This is a genomic window from Flavihumibacter petaseus NBRC 106054, from assembly GCF_000974785.1.
GTDB classification, from domain to species: domain Bacteria; phylum Bacteroidota; class Bacteroidia; order Chitinophagales; family Chitinophagaceae; genus Flavihumibacter; species Flavihumibacter petaseus.
In genome coordinates, this window is sequence record NZ_BBWV01000002.1 from 794489 (window position 1) to 817022 (window position 22534).

A 22534-nucleotide genomic window follows, 5' to 3' on the forward strand; every position below is an offset into this window, starting at 1 on the left:
GCTGCCAAGTTAGCGGGTGCAACAATCCCTTTATGATGGCTATCCGAACATTAACAAAATCGCAGGTTAAGATCCTTTAAGAAATGTGTCTATCAGCGGCAGGACGGGAAAATCCAGGGTTGCCGCTTCCGCGGGAATGGTCGTGATCTCACCGATACATTCGCCATGAGCACCGGGTAGTATCACCAGGCGCGCTCCGCTGATCATCCGGTGAAGGGCCACGGCGTGTTCGGGTAAAATAACATCCCTGTCCCCGATTATGATCATAACGGGTTTTGAGATTGCTTTCAGCTGTTCTTCGGGTATATCCGTGAAGTGCACCATTCGCCTTGCATCCTTGTCGTGCATCACAATCAGTTTTTCCGGATCTGGTGCTACTGCTTTATAGGCTTCCTGCAGCTGCACCGGCATAAACTCCAGGCTTGCGTTTTTCATGAAATCCCAGAATGCTTCCGGCATGCCACTGCGTTGGGCCAGCGCGGCGATCGTAATGATCCGGTTAACGATCTCAGGATGACGGATTGTTATCTGCAGGGCGGTGGTGCCACCATTGCTGAAACCCAGGAAATCTGCAGCGGGGATACGAAGGTGCTGAAGCAATCCGGCAATATCATCGGCGTCCTGTTCGAAACTCACTTCCTGGTCGCGGTCGCCACTACGGCCATGCGCCTGGAGATCAACAGCGATCACCTGCCGGTTATTGGTCAGCAAGGGAATGATCCTCCCGAACGTGGTCTGGATCGTTGAGCCGCCACCGTGAATCAGCACAAGGGGGCTTCCTTTGCCATGAATTTCGTAATACAGTCGGAGCCCGTTGATTTCGGCATAGCCATTAATAAAGTTTGCCATCAGGCTGGTAAGGTACGAAGGGAATCCTTCGCCTGGTTGATCCATTGCCGGTAGGCGGACCGTTCCCGGGGACTTAGCTGTGCCGCTTCGTCTACCATGCTCTGGTAAATCCGGGCTGCTTCATCACCACGCTGGTGCCGGAACAGGAATTGTCCATACTGATAGCGCTGTTCAAAATTCGAAAACCGGGCAGTCATTTTTTTGAATTCCGTTTCAGCAGCGGCCGGGTCACCTGCTGCATCCAGGGCCTGCGCATACAGCATGTGCTGACGGGAACGGGCGAACTGGGGACGTGTATAGATCTTACGTGTGGCAGTAATGAGTTCCGGCCATGCCTGCAGGCGGCCATAGGCTTCAATCAGCTGCAGCAGTACATGTTCGTTTTCAGCAAACACCCCTGTCAGGCAGCCTTCATAGATGTCCACCGCTCTTTCTGTTTGTCCCGTTGCCAGGTACGCGTCCGCGAGCTGCACTTTATTGGTAAAGGTGTCTGCAAATTTTACTTTGGCTTCGAGCTGTTTGATGCCTCCGGCGGGGTTGAACAATGAACCCAGGCCGGATTTAACCTGCTGTGCTTCCCGTCCGGTCAGGATCTCCGAATAAATATAGATAAGGCTTCCGATCAGCGGCAGGAAGACGATGATCCAGAGCCATTTGTTCTGGTTGCCTTTGCGGAGACAATGTAATGCGCAGATGGCTTGTAAGGCAACAGGGATAAAATAGAGGTAGTTTTCTCGGAGCAGCATAGTAAGGTTTAGGCCTGCCAAAATAATACAGTGATTCGATTTCACCAAGTCTCCGGTCAGTGACGGACAAAGCAACAGGCCACCCACTGATTGTGAACGAAAACTGCTAAGGCCAATATGGCAATTATCAGGGTGATCAATTGCCGCCGCCGCCCCATCTTCCTGAAAAAAATAAGCATTACGAAGGAGATCACGACAATTAACACAGAGACGACCCGGAAAACCACAACGGATAGGGTGAAGCGATCCACATGTAGTACAACAGGAAAGTATGCCAGGCGGTAATTGCTGCAAAATATACTGCCTCAAGTTTTGTCAGTTTCATAAATCGGCACTGATTGGCAAGAATTCTGTGGGCACGTATTCCGTCAGCCAGACCATGTTTTCGGACAGAAAGAATTGATATCCCGCTGCCGACATTTCGCCGGCGCGCACTTCAAACACAAAGGGTTTACCATGTCGCGCACCGACAGTGCGGGCAATTTCCTGATCTGTACTCAGGTGAACGTGGGTCCTGCTTTGTTTACTGATGCCGTTTGTCATGATTGACTGAACATTCGCAGCCGCGGTGCCATGGTACAGGATCTCCGGCGGCGCAGTCGGCCGCAATTCCAGGTCAATAGCGATGGAATGTCCCTGGCTGGCACGGATCTTAGTCATGCTTTCATCAAAAGCGAAACGTTTTTTGCTATTGGTGGCAACGATATGCTGCAGCAATTCAAGGTCGATAGCAATGCCGGCAGCATTACTTTTTGCAAGCAGCTCACCTATGATTGCCCAGCCGTTAGCGTCGAGCGCTAATCCTATGGTTGACGGCTGGTGCCGCAGTACCAGGCTTAAGAATTTGCTGATCCGGGTTATTTCTGTAGTTGTTTTCACGTGATAAGGTTAAGATAGCAGGTGGTAAAGATAATTGGATACCTGTCGCCAACCCTCACTGTCAAAGCAGATCACTTCCAGCGTGTGTTCCCCGATAATGAACAGGCCAACATAAAGCAGTACCGGGTGAACCCGGCCATTTGTCTTTTTGTCCCAGATCCAGGCCGCAACTATCAGGCTGTCCGCCAGTACCACGGCAAACCAGATATCCGGCCGGGGAATGCCCGGAAAAAAATGCCTGAACCGGAACCAGGCAGGCCACAGCAACACAAGCGTTGCCAGCAGCATTAACCTTTTGTGAACGGCTGGCTGAGACCGCAGGAACAAGCCTGACAAAACCAATCCCAAAAACATGATGGCTGTTGTAACTACTCCGAAAAGGCTGGAAATGGCTGTTTGTCCCAGCCCGTCACGCAGGCCTTTCTCCACAGCAAACAAGCCTGCGGGGATCATCGTGAATGCAGTACCAATCGCTACAACAATTCCGGCAATGCCCAGCCGCGGATGCCAGTGGAAACGTTTTGCCTTCACCAGCAATGCCTGCGTGAGAAAGATCAGTACCCAGCTGAAGGCAAGGGCTCCATGCCAATAGATCACCTGTGGCGCTGAAAATGTTCCGGCAGCAACGGGTAACATGAACGTACGGGAAAACCCGGTCAGCACGGCAAACACGCCGAGCAGCCCGATCGCAATAAAGAAGGTGATTTTGTTCAGTACCGGTGCGGAATTGTTCATGGAAAGGTTTCCGCTGAAATTATAAAAAAACCAAACATTATTTCAGAAAGCTGCCATCCGGGGCAAGTTTTACTTCCAGCTCAAGACTATCTTCTTCAAAATCAGCTTCAAAATAAAACTGGCCACCCTTCTTTTCTGCTTCCCATTCCACGTTGCGCGCGGTGGGATGTTTTCCTTTAAAAGCAGCCACCACATCGGGCGGCACGTCACTTTCCTTCAGGTCAATTTCAGTATCCTGGCTGCATGCCTGCATTGCCAACAGTAATATACTAAAGGCGAAACAGGTAATTTGTGATCGCAGGGCTGTTTTCATTTCAGAACAATCTTTGTATTTCAACCAGTCGCTCCTTGCCTGTCTTCAGCTGGATTGTACCCCTTAATGGCCGGCCCAGGTCCAATGTCGCATAAATGATCGAACAGGCCATCACCAGGAACCCACAGATAACGACCCATTCTTTAAACTGGATCACAGGTGTGGTGAACCCACCAATAAAGCTGATCGCCAGCGCCAGTGCGAAAAGTATATAAATGATCAGGTCAGGAACACCTGATTGCAAAAGCGCATCTCTTTTCTCTGCCAGGTCGAACATTGTTGTCAGCGACGACATCATAACGGAACCCGGACCAGCGACTCCCGGCAGCTGTGCAGTGTTGACAGCGTCCGTCCATAACCGGGAACTGATTGCTATTGCTTTTTCCCTTGCGATGTTGAATTCGCTGATTTTTTTTGCGTTATAATAGTCGATCATAACGTCTGTATAAGCCCTTAGATTTGACCTGAAAACCTTCCGCAGGCTGTCGGGAATTGCGTCAGTACGCAGAATGGTGTTGCGGATGGCATTGGATTCATCAACCGTTACAATCCTGACGTTCTCAAATTTCGCAGACGAGTTGCTGAAGGTGAAAGCCAGCAGAAAACCCCAAAGGCCGAACAATGCACCCAACAACGAGTTGACTCCTCCCCGGGACTCCTGTGCGTCATTCTGAAAAAATCGGTTACGGATATACCTGCCCAGTATAACGGTGGCAATACAAAACAGGAACAGGAGGACACAAAGCGTAGACGCTTCTGTGCGGAAGAGCAGGGAGTAACGCATGATGGACTGTTGCCTGCAAATATAAAATCACCCTGTGCGCGTACAATAGATCGAAAAGGTTTTACGGTAAAACGAAAAGGGTCAGCTACTCCCCAGCAGTTTTTTAACCTCCTGCAATTTCAGTAATGCTTCTACTGGTGTCAGTCTGTTGATGTCAACGGCTTCCAGTTGTTTCCGTATGCTGTCAAAAGTCTGCGAATGGATATCGAAAATGGACAACTGGAACTGCGGACTGTCCACTGCCTTTATCTTTTCCTTTACTGCCCTGGCCCCGGCGGCGGAAGGTACAGGGGCAACATTGGCTGTTTCTGCGGGTACACCTTCGATAGGTTTCGCTTCTAAGTGTGCCAGTACTTCATTGGCGCGGTCGATGAGTGCGGCGGGCATGCCGGCCATGCGGGCAACGTGAATACCGAAGCTGTGGGTACTGCCGCCCGGTGCAAGCTTGCGCAGGAAAATGATCTTATTGCCAGACTCCCGGTTGGTGATGTGATAATTCCGGATCCGGCTCCATTTTTCTTCCAGTTCATTGAGCTCATGATAATGCGTGGCAAACAAAGTAAGCGGCTGCTGCTCGCACTGGTGCAGGTATTCAGCAATGCTCCAGGCAATGGAAATGCCGTCATAGGTCGATGTGCCACGTCCGATTTCATCGAGCAATACCAGTGATCGCGGGGTAAGGTTGTTGAGAATACTGGCGGTTTCATTCATCTCCACCATGAAGGTTGATTCGCCGCCACTGAGGTTGTCGGAAGCGCCCACGCGGGTAAAGATCCTGTCAGTTACAGGCAGCAACGCTTCATCAGCAGGCACAAAACAACCCATATGCGCCATCAGCGTGATCAATGCGGCCTGCCGCAGCAGGGCACTCTTACCACTCATGTTGGGGCCTGTCAGAATGATCAGCTGCTGCTGCGTTTTATCGAGAACAAGATCGTTGCTGATGTATTGTTCTCCCTGCGGAAGGTACCTTTCGATCACAGGATGCCGCCCGGCGATGATCTTCATGTTATCGCCATCGTGCAGCTGCGGTTTCCGGTAGGTGAAGGAAAGTGAAACCTGTGCGAAACAAAGCACGCAGTCGAGGATCCCGACAATATTACCATTGGTCTGAATGGGAGAGAGGTATTCCAGCAATGCTTCCAGCAGCTTTTCAAAGATCCCTGCTTCCAGCCGGATGATCTTTTCTTCGGCGCCGGTGATTTTCTCTTCATATTCCTTCAGCTCAGGCGTGATATACCGCTCCGCATTGGCCAGTGTCTGTTTGCGCATCCATTCGGCAGGTACTTTCTGCTTGTGTGAATTCGTTACTTCAAGGTAGTAGCCGAATACATTATTGAAACCAACTTTCAGCGAGGAGATCCCGGTCCGCTGGGCTTCTTCCTGTTGCAGTTTCACCAGGTATTCTTTTCCCGTGGAAGCAATCTCCCGGAGCTCATCCAGCTCAGCACTGACACCTTTCCGGATAAAGTCGCCTTTCTGGATGGTTGGCGGCGGATTCTCGCTGAGTGTTTCCTGGATCTTCGCAGCAAGCCCGCTGCAGGGATCAAGTGTATCTCCCAGCCGGCGGAGCCAGGCATTGTCACTTTCCAGGCAAAGCTGCTGCATGGCAGCTACCTGCACGAGACCGCGGGCCAGCTGCAATACTTCCCGTGGACCGGACTTTTTCATGGGTACCTTGCTGGCAAGTCTTTCTATATCACCGCAGGCCCTGATGTGCTGGATCAGGGCAGGGCGCAGGTCAGCAGCTGCGATCAGGTATTCCACAAGGTCAAGCCTTTCTTCAATCCGGCGGCGGTCTTTGAGGGGAAATACCATCCAGCGCTTCAGCAACCTTGCGCCCATGGGCGACACTGTATGATCAAGTACCTTCAGCAGCGTATGCGCATCAGCGTTGGCACCGCCCAGCAGTTCAAGGTTGCGGATGGTGAACCGGTCCATCCAGAGAAAATCCGAGCGGTCGATACGCTGAATGCTCCGGATATGCTGCAGGTTGGGATGTTCGGTATCCTTCAGGTAATGCAGCAGGCCGCCGGCAGCAGTCAACCCGTTGTTCAGATCTTCCACCCCAAAACCCTTGAGGCTATGGGTCTGGAACTGCTTCAGCAGCAGCTCGCGCGTATAATGTTCCTGGAAAACCCATTCGTCGAGGGTATAGGTATAAGCTTTCGTGCCAAAATATTCCTTGAACAATTTCTGGCGATGCCGCTGAAACAGGATCTCAGCGGGCTGAAAACTCTGCAGCAGTTTATCTGCATACTCCCGGTCGCCTTCTGCAAGGAAAAATTCGCCGGTGGAAATATCCAGAAAGGCAATGCCGAACTGGTTGTCGTCTACAAAATGCAGGCAGGCCAGAAAATTATTGGCATGGTGATCCAGCAGTTTCTCATTGGTAGCCGTACCTGGCGTTACCATTTCGGTCACGCCGCGTTTGACGATCCCCTTTGCCTGTTTCGGATCCTCCAGCTGATCACAGATCGCTACCCGGTAGCCGGCTTTCACCAGTTTGTGCAGGTAAGTATCCAGGGCATGGTGCGGAAACCCGGCAAGTTCTGAAGCACTGGCTGCGCCATTGTTGCGTTTCGTCAGGGTAATGCCCAGCACCTGTGAAGCGATGATGGCATCACTTCCGAATGTTTCATAAAAATCACCCACCCGGAACAACAGCACTGCATCAGGATATTTCTGCTTGATGGCATTGTGTTGTTGCATTAAGGGTGTTTCAACGGACTTCGACATGTCTGACAAAATAAGGGGCAAAAATAGCGCGGAAAATTACTATTTTGATAACCAATTGCCTGTCATGCGTAGGATCTCGTTACTAACTGTTTTATTCTATTTATTCACATTTAGCGCATTCTCTCAGCCAGGTGATTTTCACGATTCTGATCTTCCCATTATTGTGATCAGTACCAACGGCCAGGAAATTCCGGATGACCCCAAAATCATGGCTGATATGGGAATCATTTATAATGGAAAGGGCCAGCGCAATTCCCTGGCAGATCCTTTTAATGAATACCAGGGGAAGATCGCCATTGAGATCAGGGGGCAGTCTTCACAGATGTTCCCGATGAAATCCTACAGTGTTGACCTTAAAAAGGCCACAGGAGGCAGCCTGGATGCCTCACTCCTCGGCATGCCCGCCGAAAGCGACTGGGTATTGTATGCGCCCTACACCGACAAGACTCTCCTGCGCAATGTACTTGCCTACACTATTGCCGCATCACTGGGACAGTGGGCGCCGCGATGCCGTTTCGTGGAACTGGTACTGAATGATGACTACCGTGGTGTTTACGTGCTGATGGAAAAGATCAAGCGAAACAGCAACCGGGTAGCCATCACCAAAATCGCATCCGGCGACGCATCCGGCGATGCTGTCACCGGGGGATATATATTCAGCCTGGATAAAGAGCCGGATGGCTGGTGGAGTGATTTCTGCGGTCGCCAGTTTTCCTATGTGTATCCCAAAGTGGAAGATATTGCCGGCATGCAGGCCAGCTACCTGAAAAAGTTTGTCGATAGTTTTGAGGCATCGTTACAGGCGCCGTACTTCCAGGATCCTGAACGGGGCGTACGCCACTATGCCGACCTGAATACTTTCATGGACTATTTCTATGTGAATGAGATCAGCAGGAATGTGGATGGTTACCGGCTGAGTTCTTTTTTTCACAAAGACAGGAATACCACCGATGGCAGGATCAAAGCCGGACCGGTGTGGGACTATGATCTCGCTTTCCGTAATGCAGATTATTGTGATGGCAGCGCCGATACCGGCTGGGCTTTCCGGTTCAACCGGGTTTGTCCTGCCGATCCCGCAGGACTGGTTCCCTTCTGGTGGGACAGGCTGTTCAAAGACACTGCCTATGTTGCCGCATTACGCTGCCGGTGGAAACAGGTCAGGTCGGGGGTGGTAAGCGAAGCAAAACTGACACAGGTAATCGATTCCATTGCCGCCCTGGTAAATGAGGCGCAACAGCGGCATTTTGCTCGGTGGCCGGTGCTGGGACAATATGTCTGGCCCAATCCACAACCCATTCCGGCTACCTATGCCGGAGAAATTGCACAGTTGAAAACCTGGCTCGTCAGCCGCCTGCACTGGATTGACCAGAATCTGCCCAATACAGGAAACTGCATGGACTGGCCGGAAAAACAACCCGGTACTTTCCTCCTGAAAGCTTATCCCAATCCGTTTACCGGTGATCTGCCCGTAAGGATCCTGTCCCGCGGGCAACAATCTGTTGATTTGCTGATATATGATATGTCAGGCCGGCGGATGTATCACACCACGGTCCCTGCACAACAGGGAATGAATCAGGTACTTTTGCCTTCCGCCGCCTGGGCGCCGGGCGTTTACCTGGTGAGGGCTGCCAATGGCGAGGGAGAGAAACAGGTATTGCGGCTGATCAAGCGCTGAGCATTCTTTATCTTTGCGCCATGCTTAAAAAATCGATGCAGGACCTGCAGCGAAAAACCGTGGAAGAATTCCGTGCCGCTGAGAAGTCGCCTGTTGTAGTGGTGCTTGACAATATCCGCAGCATGCACAATGTGGGTTCGGTATTCCGTACTGCCGATGCATTCCTGATCGATTCCATCTGTCTATGCGGTTACACGCCGCAGCCGCCGCACCGGGATATCCAGAAAACGGCGCTGGGTGCTACCGAAACGGTAAACTGGACGTATTTCCCGTCCACCCTGGACGCTGTGTTGCAACTTAAATCCACCGGCTTCGGAATCTATGCCGTAGAACAGGCCGCCGGCAGCCTTCGCCTGGATGATATTGAAACTGTTCCCGGTGAAAAGATCGCCCTGGTATTCGGCAACGAAGTAAATGGTGTGGACCAGGCTGTGATGACACATTGTGATGGATGCATCGAAATTCCGCAACTGGGCATGAAACATTCTTTGAATATTTCCGTGGCAGCCGGGATCGTCTTGTGGGAAATCATGCGGGTAAGAATCCCTGCATTATTGCCGGCAACTAATTCAACTACACATGAGCACGATTAAAAACTACCTGAGCCTCGTCAAATTCTCCCATACCATTTTCGCTATGCCGTTTGCGATGATCGGTTTTTTCCTGGGCGTGGCGGAGAAAAAAGCAAACCCGCTTAGCTTACCTGAATCAATGGGCTGGTATGGCAATTATTTCTGGATACAGTTCCTGCTGGTAGTGCTCTGCATGGTCTTTGCGCGCAGCGCGGCAATGGGATTCAACCGTTACCTCGATCGTAGCTTTGATGCACTTAATCCCCGCACCGCCGCACGAGAGATCCCTGCCGGAATCATCAGTGCCGATAAGGCACTATTGTTTACCGTTGTCAATAGTGTCTTTTTTATCGGAACAACGTTGCTGATCAACCGTGCCTGCTTTATACTCTCACCAGTCGCCCTCGCCGTAGTGTTGGGATACAGCTATACCAAAAGGTTTACGGCACTCTGCCATCTCGTACTGGGGGTGGGACTCTCACTTGCTCCCATAGGTGCGTTCCTGGCAGTGACAGGGTATTTCGCCTGGCTGCCGATACTGTTTTCATTCGCTGTTATCTTCTGGGTAAGCGGCTTTGATATCATTTATGCCCTGCAGGACGAAAGTTTTGATAAAAGCCAGCACCTGCATTCCATTCCGGCAGCAGTCGGCAAGAAAAACGCCCTGCACATTTCCGAATTCCTGCACCTCCTGAGCGCTACCTGTGTGGTGACTGCCGGGGTTCAGGGGCATTTCGGATGGACGTACTGGTTAGGTGTTGCTGTATTCATCGGCATGTTACTGTACCAGCACTCGGTCGTAAAACCCAATGACCTGACACGGGTGAACCTTGCCTTTATGACGGCCAATGGCATCGCCAGCGTGGTGTTCGCCGTGTTTGTGATCGCTGATCTTTTCTTCCACACCAACCTTTTCTGACTATGGGCAGGATAATGGCAATCGATTATGGTGGCAAACGGACCGGCATCGCAGTGACCGATCCCTTCAGGATCATCGCCAGCGGACTGCAGACCGTTGAGACCAAAACGCTGATCCCCTTTCTGAAGCAATACTTCGCTGCAGAAACCGTAGACCACGTGATCATTGGCGAACCCAAAAACTGGGACGATTCCGATACCCATGCCACCCCGCTGGTGCAGGCCTTTGTAACCCGTTTCAAAAAGGAATTCCCCCAGATCCCGATTGAAGGGGTCGACGAACGCTTTACCTCGAAGATGGCAAAGCAGAGTATGATCGCATCCGGCATGAAGAAAAAAGACCGCCGCGACAAAGGCATGGTCGACCTGATCGCCGCCACCATCCTGCTGCAGGAGTTCCTCGAAAGCCAAAGTCGTTAGGAGATTCCTTATTTTTGCCCATTGAACAAGAACAGATGATTCTACCAATTGTAGCTTACGGACATCCGGTGTTGAGACAGGTTGCAGAAGATATTACTGCAGACTATCCCAATCTCCAGCAATTGCTGGCAGATATGTGGGAAACCATGTATAACAGCAATGGGGTAGGGCTGGCAGCGCCCCAGATCAACCGTTCCATCCGGGTTTTCGTGGTGGATAGCAAACAGATTATCGATAATCTGGAGCCGGATGAAAAAAATGATTACCCTGGCGATGAAGGAGTGCGGCAGGTTTTCATCAACGCCCACATTGCCACACTTGATGGCGACGACTGGCCTTATAACGAAGGCTGCCTCAGCATTCCAAAGATCCGGGAAGATGTTTTACGCCCTGAGACAGTCACACTTTCCTGGGTGAACGAGAACTTCGAACCGCAGACAGCTTCTTTTACCGGGATCACTGCCCGCGTGATCCTGCATGAGTACGATCACCTCGATGGCAAACTGTTCATCGATCACATCAAACCGTTGAAACGCAAATTGCTGAAAGGAAAGCTGGACGATATCAGCAAAGGAAAGATCAGGGTGGATTACCGCATGCTTTTCCCGAAATAATAATGCCTGCTGCCCGCTGCCTCATCCTGCTGCTATTGTTGCTTCCCGCTCTAAAGAGCAGGGCGCAGGCTGATTCAACAACCGGAAGGCATGATACCACTATCGTGGTAGACAGGAAGATTGTTACGCTGAAGGAGGTAATCGTTCACCGGAATATGGATGTTCCATCCTTTATCCGGCGCATTCAATTTGATACCAGCTTTTACCGGGCATTCAAAAATCTTCACGAGGTCAGCTATACGGCGCTCAATGATGTGCGGCTTTTCGACGGAAAAGACAATCAGGTAGCGGGCCTCGAGAGCCGTACCCGGCAAACCTTTGACCAGGGCTGCCGCTACATGACGGTGCTGGAAGAACATCCTTCCGGTGATATCCGCAATCGCCGGGGAGAATGGAACTACTATACCATGTCTATGTATGCCGGGTTATTTTTTACCGCCGATACGACCTGCGGTGAGGACAATTCCGTGCAGGCTGCGGACCTTTCCCTCAAAGGAAAACGCGGACTCGAAAAGCACAAGGAGCAGCTGAAGATGCTGTTCTTCAATCCCGGGAAAAAGATCCCCGGCATTCCCTTCATCGGGGATAAGATCAATATCTATGAACCGCCGCAGGCTGACCTGTATAATTTCGAGATTGACATGATGCCCTACCAGGGAAATCTCGCCTATGTTTTTCGGATCTACCCGCGCGAAGGGCTCAGTGAAGCGCAGAAAGATCAGCTGGTATTCAACGAGATTACCACTTGGTTTGATGAAACCGATATGCGCATCATTGGCCGGAAATACGACCTCAGTTACGACACCGGCCTGTATGATTTTGATGTTCAGATGGAAGTGAGCATCAGCAGGAAAGGAGACCTCCTGTTGCCTACCCTGTTGCGGTACACCGGTACCTGGAAATACCCCTTCAAAAAAAGAGAGACTGGTGTATTTACAGCAACACTCTTCGATTTTCAGTAACTATTTCCGGTTGGCTGCAGTATAGCGGCGCCATTTTTCGATCAGCTGGTCCATGTCATCCGGCAACGGCGCTTCGAAAAAAACCTGTTCGCCTGTGGTCGGATGCTGAAACCCGATATTGCGGGCATGCAGGGCATGCCGGGGACAGATCTCAAAGCAATTGTCCACGAACTGCTTGTATTTCGCATACACCGTTCCTTTCACGATCCGGTCACCGCCATAAAAATCATCGTTGAAGAGCGAATGTCCGATATGCTGCATGTGCACCCGGATCTGGTGCGTCCGGCCGGTTTCCAGGCGGCACTCTACCAGGGTTACGTAGCCGAAGCGTTCCAGTACCTTGTAATGGGTAATGGCATCCTTCCCGTGCTCGCCTTCAGGGTAGGCATCGTACAGTTTACGGAAACGCCGGTGGCGGCCCACATGAGCGATGATCGTACCTTCATCTGCTTCCACATCTCCCCATACCAGCGCGATATACCGCCGGAAGATCGTATGATCGAAAAACTGTTTTGCCAGGGAAGTGACAGCGCGGTCAGTTTTCGCCAGCACCATCAGCCCCGTGGTGTTTTTGTCGATCCGGTGAACGAGCCCGAACCGGGGTAACGTTTCTTCTGAAATGGATTTATCCGTTTGTTGAAGGTACCAGGCGACACCATTGATCAGGGTGCCTTCCGGGTTACCGCTGCCCGGGTGCACCACCATACCTGCCGGTTTGTTGATGATCATGATATCGCGGTCTTCGAACTGGATATTCAGCGGGATCTGCTGTGGAACGATATGTTCCCCTTTCTTTTCGTAGTGCGAATAAATAACGATCTCATCCGCGGGACGGATCTTGTAGTTGGATTGGGTTGGCCGTCCGTTCACGAGGATCCTGCCTGCCTCGATCGCTTTCTGGACCTTATTGCGGGTGGCATATTCTATCCGGGAAACCAGGAACTTGTCGATCCGCATCAGTTCCTGACCACCGTCGATCCGGAAAACATGTTGTTCATATAGTTCTTCCGAGGCTTCCTGCTGTTCTTCCAGTTCTTCTGTATCCATAATGGCCATATCGCCGGGTTTTCGCAAAAATAGCATCCAAGCGCTACATTTGCGGAATGCAGGAAGTATTGTTCACAGATCTGGGGCAGATGGAATACCAGAAAGCCTGGGACCTCCAGGAGACGCTGCTGCAGGAAAACCTGGCGCGGAAAGCGATCGGCGGCGAAACCGTACACCGGCTCCTGCTCGTGGAACACCCTCCTGTATATACGCTGGGCAAAAGCGGCAAGATGGAGCATGTGCTGATCGATGAAGCGGAACGGGCTGCCAGGGGAATAGCGTTTTTCCGCACCAACCGCGGCGGGGATATCACTTACCATGGTCCCGGACAAATAGTAGGCTATCCGCTGCTTGACCTGGAGAAATTTGAGACGGATATCGGCAAATACCTGCGCCGCCTGGAAGAAACTGTGATCCGGACGATGGCGGTTTATGGCCTGAAGGGAGATCGCTCGGCAGGTGAAACGGGAGTATGGCTGGATCCTGATAAACCGGGAAAGGAGCGGAAGATCTGTGCCATTGGAGTCCGTTGCAGCCGGTGGCTTACCATGCATGGCTTTGCTTTCAATGTTTCGCCTGACCTCAGCTATTTCGGCCATATCGTACCCTGCGGCATTCAGCAGAAAGCAGTTACTTCCCTGGAAAAGGAATTGGGGTTTGCACCGGATATGGCGGAAGTGAAAGCTGTTCTGTTACGGGAATTTGAGGCAGTATTCGACGTGCAGTTGTCAGCTGCTGCTGTTCCTGTACCAGTTGCCGGCTAGAAGTCTTTTCCGATAAAGAACCTGTTCTTCTCTTTCAGGTTGCCGTCTTCATACAATTCAAACAGGAACCATCCGGCGTGATGGAAATTTGCCTTGTCCAGCAACAGGATCTGGTCCCGGATATCTTTTACCTCAAACAGGAAACTCTTGTCCTCTTCGTAAAAGCGGACCTTGTAATTCCTGGTCGCCGCATCCGGAAGCTCAATATGCAGCAACCCGGTTTTATCCGTAAACACATAGCGGGAGACCTTAAAGGTTTCCTTGGGTACGAATGGCCTGATGATCAGGGTGTCATTGATCACGGAAACCATGGTGTCCTTTGTTTTCAGGGTAACGGAATCCCGGAATCGCTTCAGCAGGGATTCGCGGACCGGCGCTTTGAGGGTGTCACCTCTTTTGACCTGGTAGATCTTTTCGGGAACTACCGGCGGCGTTACGGGCACCACCGGCGGTTTGTTATTTTCCTTGGGCGGCAGCACCGGCGGCGGGATCTCCGGCACTTTTTCGGAGGGCTTTTCCGAAGGCTTGCCAGTAGTTTTATCAGCCGCTTTCTCAGGGGCGGACAGTTTCTCCCGCAAACGGTCTTCTTCCGTTACCACGGGTCTCGGTGGAACAACGCCGGCCTGAGATGATTTCCTTGTTACAGGTGCCTGCTGTTCCGGCTTTTTAGCCGGTGGCGGGGGTGGTGGCGGAATATATTTTACAGGTTTCCTGGAAGTGCTGAAAATATAACGGCCACTGTCGAGCAGGATATACAGGCGGTAATACTGACTGGTATCCGGCGACCTGGTATCCACGTAGCCATTTTGCAAAACGACAGGATCGGGGAGGGTCATGATGGATTTGAACTGGCGGAGACTATCCTTCGACCTTTGAATACTGAGCTGGCGGATCTTCTGACCATAAGGATTGGTCCAGCTGATGAGCACCCGGTTGTTGGTCCGGCGCACAGCGGTAAAGGAAGGCAGTGTATCCTGCCCCAGGGCAACCTGGAACAGGCAGGAACAAAGCAATATCAACACCGGGAACCGGAAATATCCAACGTACCATTTCATCGCCGGCAAATATAAGTCAGACCCTATGCTTCGGCGGACAAAAAATTGAGGGTTCCCTGGGGTAGCGAAAGATTGCCCTGGAGCCCGCCGGAATGAATAATGAGGATCCTGTCGCCCGGGGAAAAATAATTTCTGCCCGCCAGTTTGCTGATGCCGTATAACAGTTTTGCAGTATAGACAAAATCGGTGGGCAGGTTCCAGGTGTCATACAGGTGGTTCATGAAATCAAAAAGCTCCGGCTGATGACGGGCATAACCGCCGAAATGAAAATCCTGCCAGATGCGGAACCTGTCCCTGCTTTCCGGCACCCATTCCCGGATAGCGGGGGTAATGGTGTCGGTTCCTTTAAGACTGGAAATGCCGATCACCTGCTGTTCCGGCAGGCTGGACCGGAGGAGTCCGGCGAGTGTTGTTCCCGTTCCGACAGCCGCTGCAATATGGGTATAGCCGCTGAGGTTTTCCAGGTGTTGCAGGATGGTTGCTGCTCCCCGGATACCATCATTGCCGCTGCCGCCTTCGGGAATGATCAATGTATTATTTTTTAATAATATTTCACCAAGGTCTGCCGCAATATTTTCCGGCGTTTCCTGCAACTGGCGGTACAATTGCCTGGAAACGGGATAAAGGGTCATGCCGTAGCGCCTTGCGGCCTGAAGTGTATGTGAATTCAATTCCTGTTCTTCTCCCCGGATGATCGCTGCTGAGGCGAGACCGTGAAGTGCAGCTGCAAGAGCAGTGGCTACGACATGGTTCGAGTAGGCCCCACCGAAAGTCAACAGCCGGTCTTTGTTCTCAGATTTTGCTTTTTCCAGCCAGTAGCGCAGCTTGTACCACTTGTTGCCAGACACGACCGGGTGCACCTGGTCAAGCCGCAGGCAATCTGCCGCAACCGTTTGACCGGGGAATCCGGGCAGCTCCTGGAGGGTGGGCGGATTGGTATGCAGGTTCAAATTCATATGGGAATATTTATATTCGCTCCCTAAAACAAATTTAGCAGAATGCAACCAACCCTTGTGATATTGGCGGCGGGTATGGCTTCCCGTTACGGCAGCCTGAAGCAGATCCAGTCTTTTGGTCCCAGTGGCGAAACGATCATGGAATATTCGATTTTTGACGCCATCCGTGCAGGATTCGGAAAAGTGGTATTTATTATTCGCAAAGAGTTTGAAAAGGATTTCCAGGAGGTTTTTGGAAGCAAACTGGAAGGAAAGATAAAAGTGGACTATGTTTTCCAGGACCTGAATGCGCACCTGAAAGACGGGCCGGCACCGGAAGGCCGTACGAAACCCTGGGGAACGGCACATGCCGTGCTTTGCGCAGAGTCAGCAGTTCAGGAGAATTTTGCAGTGATCAATGCAGACGACTTCTATGGCCGGGATGCATTTGAGAAAGCGGCCGATTTCTGCAGGAATGGCTGTAATGAACATACTTATAGTATCATCGGCTATGAATTATTGAAGACCCTTTCTGACCATGGTACGGTGAACCGGGGTGTCTGCCAGGTGGACGGCAATGGCAACCTGTTTTCCATCGCAGAACGCCTCAACATATCCCTCCAGGACGGAACGATCGTTTGTAATGACGACCAGGAACCGGCAACATTGCCGCTGGATTCCAGTGTTTCCATGAACTTCTGGTGTTTTCATCCGTCTGTATTTAAGATCAGCCAGCAGATGTTTGATGAGTTTGTGGCAGAGAACCGGGAAAACCTGAAAGCCGAATTTTTCATCCCCATTGTGGCTGACAGGTTCAGCAAGTCCGGCCAGGGAGTGATTCCTGTGATTCCGACCTCCAGCAACTGGTTTGGCGTGACGTATAAAGAAGACGCGCCAAGCGTTCAGGAAAGCCTGGATGCACTGGTGGCAGCAGGAGAGTACCCGACCAGTTTATGGAAGTCCTGATCCGGTCAGAGTATAATTACAGCATTAAAAAGCCCCTCCGGTTAGAGGGGCTTTTTCAATATTGGGATGTGGTGGTCAGGACCGCATTAATAACTCATTACATTAAAAACGCAATCTTCAATCTTTTTGATCTGCTGTACCCGGTCAATTCCTTTGAGTGCACTATGCTGGGAAAGACGGATAGAAATGGAACTGTCGGTTCTCAGGGAATCGAGCGCCCGCAGGATATTTTTACTTTGACTGCTGAATACGACACCTTCGGCGGACAATTGTTTGCCACTTAATACACCGATAATCTCTCCATTGTGGTTGAAAATCGGGCCACCAGAGTTGCCGGGATTTGCTGAGATGGATAACTGGAACGCCGAGGTATCCCCATTTAAGCCTGTTTTTGCACTCAGGTATCCTTCATTATAGACGATTTCTGTGCGGGGGTATCCGAGGGTGAAGATCTGCTCGCCCAGGTCACCTCTATTCGGCCGAATGGCATAGGGGAGGCGGGATATTGTTTCAAAGCGACTATCGGCAATTTTTAAAATGGCGATATCGGTATGTTCATTGACGTGCAGCGTTTTAGCTTTGAAATATTCACCTTTGGAATTAACAATATAAACGGAATCCGCTTTGGCAACGACGTGGGCACTGGTAACAAGATAACCTCTTCCGTCGATCAGGAAGCCGGTACCTCCGAACTTACCGGGGTCCACCGGGCGGACGGGCAGCGATTCTGCCTTGGTTGTGATGGTGTTCAGCTGGTTTTGTGCTTTCGCCTGGGACGCTTTAACCGCATTGATCTCTCTTTTCAGCTGGGCAAACTCGGAAGGGGAGCTTTTCGGGGAAAAATAGGTGACCATACCGCTGATGGCCAGGGCAGTAATACCGGCGATCGATGCAGCAACGGCGAATACCCTTTTATATTTACCGGCCTGCAGGAAACGGACCTTCGGCATTTCCTCACGGATTTCACCGGCTTCACGCAGCTGGTTATGCGTATCGTGCAGCAGGGTTTTCATGCTTTTCCGGTCGCCATACTGGTCAATTTGTTGTAGAAACAGGCTATGTTCCACCACAAGCTGGTCGATTTCAGGCCGTTCTTTGCGGAGCTGGTCAAAACGGGTGCGTTCCTCTTCGGTCATGTCACCCCCGAGGTAGCGCTCTGCGAGTTCCAGCATTTGTACATCTTCGGTCATGCTACTGGGTTTTATACTGGGCAAAAAACAATTTTTTCAAACGGGTAAGGCACTTATACTTCTGGTTCTTGGCATTTTCAGCATTGGTGTAGCCAAAACTGGCGGCAATATCTGACATGCTTTTCTTCTTGATATAATAAGCGTCCAGCAGGCTGCGGCAAGGCTCTCCAAGGCTCAGCATCGCTTTTTCCATCAGGGAGAAGCTTTGCTGCTGCGCTTCCATTCTTTCAACATCATCCTCCACCGGTACCACGGCTGCCAGGGATTCTACCTCTTCGGAATACTTCTGTAATTGCTGTAACCTTTTGAGCCACAGCCGCCTCGCTACTGCGTAGAGATAGGTTTTCAGCTGGCAGTTCAGTTCAAATTCGCCGGATTTTGCCTTGTCATACAACACCATCATGGTTTCCTGGAAGATATCCCTGGCGTCGTCCACTGATCCGTTATTGTTCACGATCAGCGTCTGCACCATTCCAAAATGCGTTTTGTAAATGGTTTCCGTCGCTGCTCGTTCCCGCAATGCCAGCCTTCTGATCAAATCCTGTTCTGAAGCGTCGTAACTCAAACTGATTACTGTTTAATACCTAAAATAACGAATAGTAACCCGGATGCAGGAGAAATAGTTGGAAGAAGGGGAGTTTAGGAGTTTGGTTGTTTATGAGTTTAGAAGTTGGAACCCGGGGGCGGAAAGGTTTGTAGTTTGGGGGTCTGGGGTTTGAAGTTAGGTTTGAGGTTGGCTTTGCTTTGCCGACCGAAGCTTCAGCGTAGGCAGGGCTGCTGAAGATTATCCAGGGACTATCTCACAGTAATCTAATAGCCGTCTAACAGCCGTCCTACAGCCATCCTATAGCGAAAGTACCCTTTTGCTGGGGGACCGCTATTGTTTTGCTGTAGGATGGCTATTGGCTGACTAAGGGGCAGCAGCTGGCTGAGGCTTGATTAGATCCTATTTTGTAATTGATTATCAAATAGATATTAGTTGCGGAGCGTCATTATTCACACCCAGGCACCCAAAACCTCAAACCTGACTTCAAACCCCAGACCCCCAAACCTCAAACTTTAAAAAAAAATCCTCCCCGGCAGGTTACCTTTTTCCATTCCCCGTATTAATCCCTAAATCAATCATTCAATACAAAAAGACAACAATGAAAAAGCTCCTTTTCGTTCTGGCTATTGGCGCTGCATTTGCAGCTTGTAACAACGCTGCTGAAACTACTACCGAAGCTACTGCTGATTCTGCAGTGAAAGCAGTTGATTCTGCTGTAACCGCAACTGTTGACAGTGCTAAAGCTGTAATTGATTCTACCGCTTCTGCAGTAGTTGACAGCGCTAAAGCTAAGGTTGACTCTCTGAAAAAATAAGAATTTCATATGGCAAGCAATCGCTAGTGGCCATCCTGATCTCAGGAGGGCCCCTTTTGCTTACCGTTTCTTACCGGCCGGTGTGCTTCATCAGCACACCGGCTTTTTTTTGCCTTATTGCCACGTCATCCGTTTTTTTCGGGCGTTTCGTATAATTCGTGTCCATCAGGCCGATTACCGATTTTCAGGTAAATGGCCAATATTTTTCCTTTCCAGCCTGCTGACTAAGTGTTTTATTTAGGTGGCGGGGCCATTCGTCGAAAAAGGTGAATGGGTATACTTTAATTTCCCCGGGAACGTTAATCTTTGGAGTAAATCTAGGGATCCATGAAAACGACTTTAACCATCCATTCCTTTGGAATCAATGCCGTACCTGTTTCATTTGCGCGATTTTCAGGGGGGACTGGCAGCTCATAGCAGGAATTGAAATCAAATTCTATCTATCTCAATTTCCTGTCTATGAAAAACTTATACATTTTAGCTTCCATTTTATTATTATCCTTAACCGCTTCCCAGGGGCAAATTACTGCAGCCATTAACCGGGCCAATTTTGGCGTTGACGGTGAAGTAAGAACCAATTTCCTGGGCGCTGCGCCGCAGTTTGCAGCAAGTTCGCATGACTGGTTTGCCAATACACTGACGGGACTGGATGGCAAACCTTCCCGTTTCATGATTGATACTACGGGTGCAGGATTTATAACCAGCCAATATGTAACCAATGCCAATTTCCGGAAACTTCCCTTTTTCCGGACGATGAACTATTCTCCATTTTCTGTTCTGGATAACCGCTTACTCATCGATGCTGTGTATATCCGCGATTACCATGGCATGGATTCCACAGCATTTGCGATTTCCAATAAGAATGGTAACAGCCCATCAGACTGGAACACGGCCGTAGAGACCAACATACCGGATAAAAATGATATCCTCGACATGTATGTGCATGTCCGCCGCGCCGGGCCACAGGCGATTCTGTCTGATTCCCTCTGGTTCATTGGAGGTATTGCACTGGATGCCACAAATGGTAACCGGTATTTCGATTTTGAAATGTATCAGACCGATATTTTTTACAACCGGCAGACGCGAAAATTTACAGGTACAGGCCCAGACGCTGGTCATACCACCTGGAAATTCAGCCCAACGACAGGGGCGGTAACAACGCCCGGTGATGTTATTTTTACTGCTGAATACAGCGGGGGCGGTCTTCAAAACCTGGAGGCCAGGATTTGGGTCGACAGGGCAGCATTAAGTATCAATTCGCCAAACTTTGACTGGACGGGCAGCTTTGATGGTGATAAATCTACTTCTCAGTTCGGTTACGCTGGCGTAAAACCGAAAGTCTCTGCCATTTTCTACAGCGGCCTTCAGAATGCAAGTGCCACCTGGGCCGGCCCGTTCCAGCTTGTCAGGGCGAACAATAATGTGCAGACAACCTTTGATGCCAATCAATTCCTGGAATTTTCCGTAAATATGACACGCCTCGGGCTCGACCCCATCTCCCTGCTGGGTGGGAATGCCTGCAGTATGCCATTCCGGCGGATCCTGGTAAAGACCCGCTCATCTTCTTCTTTTACGGCCGAACTGAAAGACTTTGTGGGTCCGTTTGACTTTTTCAACTTCAAAGCAGTTGACCTGGGCACCGATCTGCCCACCCTTTGCGGTCCCATGACCAGCACCATCTCCGTTACCAATCCCATGCCCACGTCTACCTATACCTGGGAGACACCCGACGGGCATATCGTGGGAACAACCTCCGGTCCACAGATTGCTGTGGATACGCCGGGTACCTACATCGTGAAACAGCGGCTGCTGGATGGTTGCGGGGAATATGCCGCTGATACCATGCTGATCATCAAAACACCCGGCTGTGTATTACTGCCGGCAAACCGCCTGTCTCTCACCGGGCGACTCGAAGGCACTGAAGCCAACCTCAACCTCGCGGTTTCTTCCAATGAAAATGTGCTTTCGCTTGAGCTGGAGAAAAGTACCGACGGAAACGTCTATACGGCAGTGAAAACGCAGCGTGCCAGGCTCCAGGACGGTCTGATGAACTACACCTTTGAAGATGGAACCGCCATGGAAAACGGTAATGTGTATTACCGGGTGAAAGTGACCAGGCAGGACGGGTCCATTGTTTATTCGGAGGTGGTCCGCTTCCGTTTGGGAAAGGCATCCACCCTGAAAGCCTTCCTTTATCCCAACCCGGTTGTATCTAATCCACAGATTTCCATACAGTCAGACAAAAAACAATTCGCCAGTGTTAAAATTTTTTCCAGCACGGGAGCGTTAGTAAAGCAGCAGCAGGTTAATCTGATTGCCGGTGAAAGCCGGATGACGCTTACCGGAGTAGAACAACTCAGCAAAGGAGTATACATGATTGCCATCAGTACGGAAACAGAAGCAACAGTGCTGAAAATGGTGAAAGCTCCTGCTAAAAAGTAGACTGAAATCCAATATATGAACCTAAACCGTTCCAAGTACATCAGTGCTTTCGCTTTGTCATGGCTGTTGGCGAATGCTGCATCCGCCCAGGAAGGCAGCACGGCAGTCAACAATGCGTCTGGCGGAACTTTCAAGAACAACCTTTACTACGTCGACTGGAGTGTGGGCGAACTAACCCGGATCGATACACGAACCAGCGACAATAAGGTGTTTATGCTTACGCAGGGTATTCTGCAACCTGATCCCAGTGGCACACTGGTTATTTCCGATGAACCCGTATTTACCAAAGATGAGGTGAAGATCCTGCCCAACCCCGTTCGTTCTAACCTGCAGGTTCAGATCGACGTGAAACAGCCGGGCAACCTCAAATGCATTTTATTTACTGCCAAAGGAGAGAAGCTGGCACAGCAGTCCTATGCCTATTACGGATATGGTGTGCAGGAAACTTTCAATATGACCAAACTGGCTGCAGGGAATTATTTTCTGTACGTGGAGCTGGAACCTTTAAAAGGCGGCATAGTGCGCAAGGGTGCCTATAAAATTATCAAGATCAATTAATCATTATACA

At 50.6% G+C, this 22534-nt stretch carries 24 protein-coding genes; 11 read left to right on the forward strand and 13 right to left on the reverse strand.

Going from position 1 to position 22534, the window contains the following annotated elements:
* Positions 1-66: 66 nt before the first annotated feature.
* The 8 genes from FPE01S_RS13330 to mutS all read right to left on the reverse strand — a co-directional run bounded on the left by FPE01S_RS13330 (position 67) and on the right by mutS (position 7045).
* Entirely contained in the window at positions 67-849 is a 783-nt protein-coding gene (locus FPE01S_RS13330) for an alpha/beta fold hydrolase (RefSeq protein ID WP_217998212.1), read from the reverse strand.
* A complete protein-coding gene (locus FPE01S_RS13335; protein ID WP_046369439.1) occupies positions 849-1595 on the reverse strand; it encodes a PLDc N-terminal domain-containing protein in 747 nt (248 codons plus the stop codon). The genes FPE01S_RS13330 and FPE01S_RS13335 overlap by 1 nt, the downstream gene beginning before the upstream one ends.
* Before the next feature lie 199 nt (positions 1596-1794).
* Positions 1795-1920: a hypothetical protein gene (locus tag FPE01S_RS26340; RefSeq protein WP_281176208.1), complete on the reverse strand. Its 126-nt coding sequence runs from the start codon at positions 1918-1920 to the stop codon at positions 1795-1797.
* Positions 1917-2474: an RNA 2'-phosphotransferase gene (locus FPE01S_RS13340; RefSeq protein ID WP_046369440.1), complete on the reverse strand. Its 558-nt coding sequence runs from the start codon at positions 2472-2474 to the stop codon at positions 1917-1919. The genes FPE01S_RS26340 and FPE01S_RS13340 overlap by 4 nt, the downstream gene beginning before the upstream one ends.
* 9 nt (positions 2475-2483) lie before the next feature.
* Positions 2484-3209, reverse strand: coding sequence for a hypothetical protein (locus tag FPE01S_RS13345; protein WP_046369441.1), 726 nt, complete (start codon positions 3207-3209; stop codon positions 2484-2486).
* A 37-nt stretch (positions 3210-3246) separates the two neighbouring features.
* Positions 3247-3522, reverse strand: coding sequence for a hypothetical protein (locus FPE01S_RS13350; protein WP_157474021.1), 276 nt, complete (start codon positions 3520-3522; stop codon positions 3247-3249).
* A 1-nt stretch (position 3523) separates the two neighbouring features.
* Positions 3524-4306: a bestrophin-like domain gene (locus tag FPE01S_RS13355; protein WP_046369443.1), complete on the reverse strand. Its 783-nt coding sequence runs from the start codon at positions 4304-4306 to the stop codon at positions 3524-3526.
* Between the two features lie 81 nt (positions 4307-4387).
* Positions 4388-7045 carry a DNA mismatch repair protein MutS gene (mutS, locus tag FPE01S_RS13360; protein ID WP_046369444.1) on the reverse strand — a complete coding sequence of 886 codons (2658 nt, stop codon included), beginning with the start codon at positions 7043-7045 and terminating at the stop codon, positions 4388-4390.
* A gap of 64 nt (positions 7046-7109) precedes the next feature.
* Here mutS and FPE01S_RS13365 point away from each other — a divergent pair, with 64 nt between their 5' ends.
* From FPE01S_RS13365 to FPE01S_RS13390, 6 genes are read left to right on the forward strand one after another with little or no spacing between them, the layout of a single operon-like run.
* The gene (locus FPE01S_RS13365) at positions 7110-8720 is read left to right on the forward strand and encodes a CotH kinase family protein (protein ID WP_046369900.1); all 1611 of its coding nucleotides are present in this window, start codon (positions 7110-7112) and stop codon (positions 8718-8720) included.
* A 20-nt stretch (positions 8721-8740) separates the two neighbouring features.
* A complete protein-coding gene (locus FPE01S_RS13370) occupies positions 8741-9313 on the forward strand; it encodes an RNA methyltransferase (RefSeq protein WP_046369445.1) in 573 nt (190 codons plus the stop codon).
* A complete protein-coding gene (locus tag FPE01S_RS13375) occupies positions 9300-10211 on the forward strand; it encodes a UbiA-like polyprenyltransferase (protein WP_046369446.1) in 912 nt (303 codons plus the stop codon). Before FPE01S_RS13370 ends, FPE01S_RS13375 begins: the two co-directional genes overlap by 14 nt.
* Positions 10212-10213: 2 nt before the next feature.
* Positions 10214-10630 (forward strand): Holliday junction resolvase RuvX, encoded by a 417-nt coding sequence (gene ruvX, locus FPE01S_RS13380; protein ID WP_046369447.1) that lies wholly within the window; start codon positions 10214-10216, stop codon positions 10628-10630.
* A 35-nt stretch (positions 10631-10665) separates the two neighbouring features.
* Positions 10666-11244, forward strand: a complete 579-nt coding sequence (gene def / locus FPE01S_RS13385) for a peptide deformylase (RefSeq protein WP_046369448.1) — start codon at positions 10666-10668, stop codon at positions 11242-11244.
* Between the two features lie 2 nt (positions 11245-11246).
* Positions 11247-12206: a hypothetical protein gene (locus tag FPE01S_RS13390; RefSeq protein WP_046369449.1), complete on the forward strand. Its 960-nt coding sequence runs from the start codon at positions 11247-11249 to the stop codon at positions 12204-12206.
* Here the strand turns inward: FPE01S_RS13390 and FPE01S_RS13395 are convergent, their stop codons facing one another.
* On the reverse strand, positions 12207-13262 hold the full coding sequence (locus tag FPE01S_RS13395) for an RluA family pseudouridine synthase (RefSeq protein WP_046369450.1): 1056 nt from the start codon (positions 13260-13262) through the stop codon (positions 12207-12209). It abuts the gene before it with no gap.
* Between the two features lie 47 nt (positions 13263-13309).
* Between FPE01S_RS13395 and lipB the strand changes: the two genes are divergently transcribed.
* Positions 13310-14017 (forward strand): lipoyl(octanoyl) transferase LipB, encoded by a 708-nt coding sequence (gene lipB / locus FPE01S_RS13400; protein WP_046369451.1) that lies wholly within the window; start codon positions 13310-13312, stop codon positions 14015-14017.
* On the opposite strand, the gene FPE01S_RS13405 is transcribed toward lipB, so the two are convergent.
* Together FPE01S_RS13405 and FPE01S_RS13410 are read right to left on the reverse strand one after the other, a co-directional pair.
* On the reverse strand, positions 14014-15072 hold the full coding sequence (locus FPE01S_RS13405; RefSeq protein WP_046369452.1) for a hypothetical protein: 1059 nt from the start codon (positions 15070-15072) through the stop codon (positions 14014-14016). The genes lipB and FPE01S_RS13405 overlap by 4 nt on opposite strands.
* A 23-nt stretch (positions 15073-15095) precedes the next feature.
* Complete coding sequence (locus FPE01S_RS13410; protein ID WP_052955769.1) at positions 15096-16028, reverse strand: 1-aminocyclopropane-1-carboxylate deaminase/D-cysteine desulfhydrase; 933 nt, start codon at positions 16026-16028, stop codon at positions 15096-15098.
* A gap of 42 nt (positions 16029-16070) precedes the next feature.
* On the opposite strand from FPE01S_RS13410, the gene FPE01S_RS13415 reads away from it, so the two are divergent.
* Positions 16071-16973 carry a nucleotidyltransferase family protein gene (locus FPE01S_RS13415; protein WP_046369453.1) on the forward strand — a complete coding sequence of 301 codons (903 nt, stop codon included), beginning with the start codon at positions 16071-16073 and terminating at the stop codon, positions 16971-16973.
* A gap of 86 nt (positions 16974-17059) precedes the next feature.
* Here FPE01S_RS13415 and FPE01S_RS13420 read toward each other — a convergent pair whose 3' ends face one another.
* Positions 17060-18163, reverse strand: a complete 1104-nt coding sequence (locus FPE01S_RS13420) for a S1 family peptidase (RefSeq protein ID WP_046369454.1) — start codon at positions 18161-18163, stop codon at positions 17060-17062.
* Between the two features lies 1 nt (position 18164).
* A complete protein-coding gene (locus FPE01S_RS13425; RefSeq protein ID WP_046369455.1) occupies positions 18165-18728 on the reverse strand; it encodes an RNA polymerase sigma factor in 564 nt (187 codons plus the stop codon).
* Between the two features lie 580 nt (positions 18729-19308).
* Here FPE01S_RS13425 and FPE01S_RS13430 point away from each other — a divergent pair.
* The 3 genes from FPE01S_RS13430 to FPE01S_RS13440 all read left to right on the forward strand — a co-directional run bounded on the left by FPE01S_RS13430 (position 19309) and on the right by FPE01S_RS13440 (position 22524).
* The gene (locus FPE01S_RS13430) at positions 19309-19524 is read left to right on the forward strand and encodes a hypothetical protein (protein ID WP_046369456.1); all 216 of its coding nucleotides are present in this window, start codon (positions 19309-19311) and stop codon (positions 19522-19524) included.
* A gap of 459 nt (positions 19525-19983) precedes the next feature.
* A complete protein-coding gene (locus FPE01S_RS13435; RefSeq protein WP_046369457.1) occupies positions 19984-21966 on the forward strand; it encodes a T9SS type A sorting domain-containing protein in 1983 nt (660 codons plus the stop codon).
* Positions 21967-21981: 15 nt separating this feature from the next.
* Entirely contained in the window at positions 21982-22524 is a 543-nt protein-coding gene (locus FPE01S_RS13440) for a T9SS type A sorting domain-containing protein (protein WP_046369458.1), read from the forward strand.
* Positions 22525-22534: the final 10 nt, after the last annotated feature.

Bases quoted from the DNA above. Each gene is read 5' to 3' on its own strand.
- FPE01S_RS13390 (WP_046369449.1), top strand. From the start codon at position 11,247: ATGCCTGCTGCCCGCTGCCTCATCCTGCTGCTATTGTTGCTTCCCGCT.
- FPE01S_RS13350 (WP_157474021.1), bottom strand. From the start codon at position 3,522: ATGAAAACAGCCCTGCGATCACAAATTACCTGTTTCGCCTTTAGTATA.
- FPE01S_RS13415 (WP_046369453.1), top strand. From the start codon at position 16,071: ATGCAACCAACCCTTGTGATATTGGCGGCGGGTATGGCTTCCCGTTAC.
- FPE01S_RS13355 (WP_046369443.1), bottom strand. From the start codon at position 4,306: ATGCGTTACTCCCTGCTCTTCCGCACAGAAGCGTCTACGCTTTGTGTC.
- FPE01S_RS13435 (WP_046369457.1), top strand. From the start codon at position 19,984: ATGAAAAACTTATACATTTTAGCTTCCATTTTATTATTATCCTTAACC.
- FPE01S_RS13370 (WP_046369445.1), top strand. From the start codon at position 8,741: ATGCTTAAAAAATCGATGCAGGACCTGCAGCGAAAAACCGTGGAAGAA.
- lipB (WP_046369451.1), top strand. From the start codon at position 13,310: ATGCAGGAAGTATTGTTCACAGATCTGGGGCAGATGGAATACCAGAAA.
- FPE01S_RS13440 (WP_046369458.1), top strand. From the start codon at position 21,982: ATGAACCTAAACCGTTCCAAGTACATCAGTGCTTTCGCTTTGTCATGG.
- FPE01S_RS13420 (WP_046369454.1), bottom strand. From the start codon at position 18,163: ATGACCGAAGATGTACAAATGCTGGAACTCGCAGAGCGCTACCTCGGG.
- ruvX (WP_046369447.1), top strand. From the start codon at position 10,214: ATGGGCAGGATAATGGCAATCGATTATGGTGGCAAACGGACCGGCATC.
- FPE01S_RS13395 (WP_046369450.1), bottom strand. From the start codon at position 13,262: ATGGCCATTATGGATACAGAAGAACTGGAAGAACAGCAGGAAGCCTCG.
- FPE01S_RS13345 (WP_046369441.1), bottom strand. From the start codon at position 3,209: ATGAACAATTCCGCACCGGTACTGAACAAAATCACCTTCTTTATTGCG.
- FPE01S_RS13335 (WP_046369439.1), bottom strand. From the start codon at position 1,595: ATGCTGCTCCGAGAAAACTACCTCTATTTTATCCCTGTTGCCTTACAA.
- FPE01S_RS13375 (WP_046369446.1), top strand. From the start codon at position 9,300: ATGAGCACGATTAAAAACTACCTGAGCCTCGTCAAATTCTCCCATACC.
- FPE01S_RS13430 (WP_046369456.1), top strand. From the start codon at position 19,309: ATGAAAAAGCTCCTTTTCGTTCTGGCTATTGGCGCTGCATTTGCAGCT.
- mutS (WP_046369444.1), bottom strand. From the start codon at position 7,045: ATGTCGAAGTCCGTTGAAACACCCTTAATGCAACAACACAATGCCATC.
- FPE01S_RS13405 (WP_046369452.1), bottom strand. From the start codon at position 15,072: ATGAAATGGTACGTTGGATATTTCCGGTTCCCGGTGTTGATATTGCTT.
- FPE01S_RS13365 (WP_046369900.1), top strand. From the start codon at position 7,110: ATGCGTAGGATCTCGTTACTAACTGTTTTATTCTATTTATTCACATTT.
- FPE01S_RS13410 (WP_052955769.1), bottom strand. From the start codon at position 16,028: ATGAATTTGAACCTGCATACCAATCCGCCCACCCTCCAGGAGCTGCCC.
- FPE01S_RS13330 (WP_217998212.1), bottom strand. From the start codon at position 849: ATGGCAAACTTTATTAATGGCTATGCCGAAATCAACGGGCTCCGACTG.
- FPE01S_RS26340 (WP_281176208.1), bottom strand. From the start codon at position 1,920: ATGAAACTGACAAAACTTGAGGCAGTATATTTTGCAGCAATTACCGCC.
- def (WP_046369448.1), top strand. From the start codon at position 10,666: ATGATTCTACCAATTGTAGCTTACGGACATCCGGTGTTGAGACAGGTT.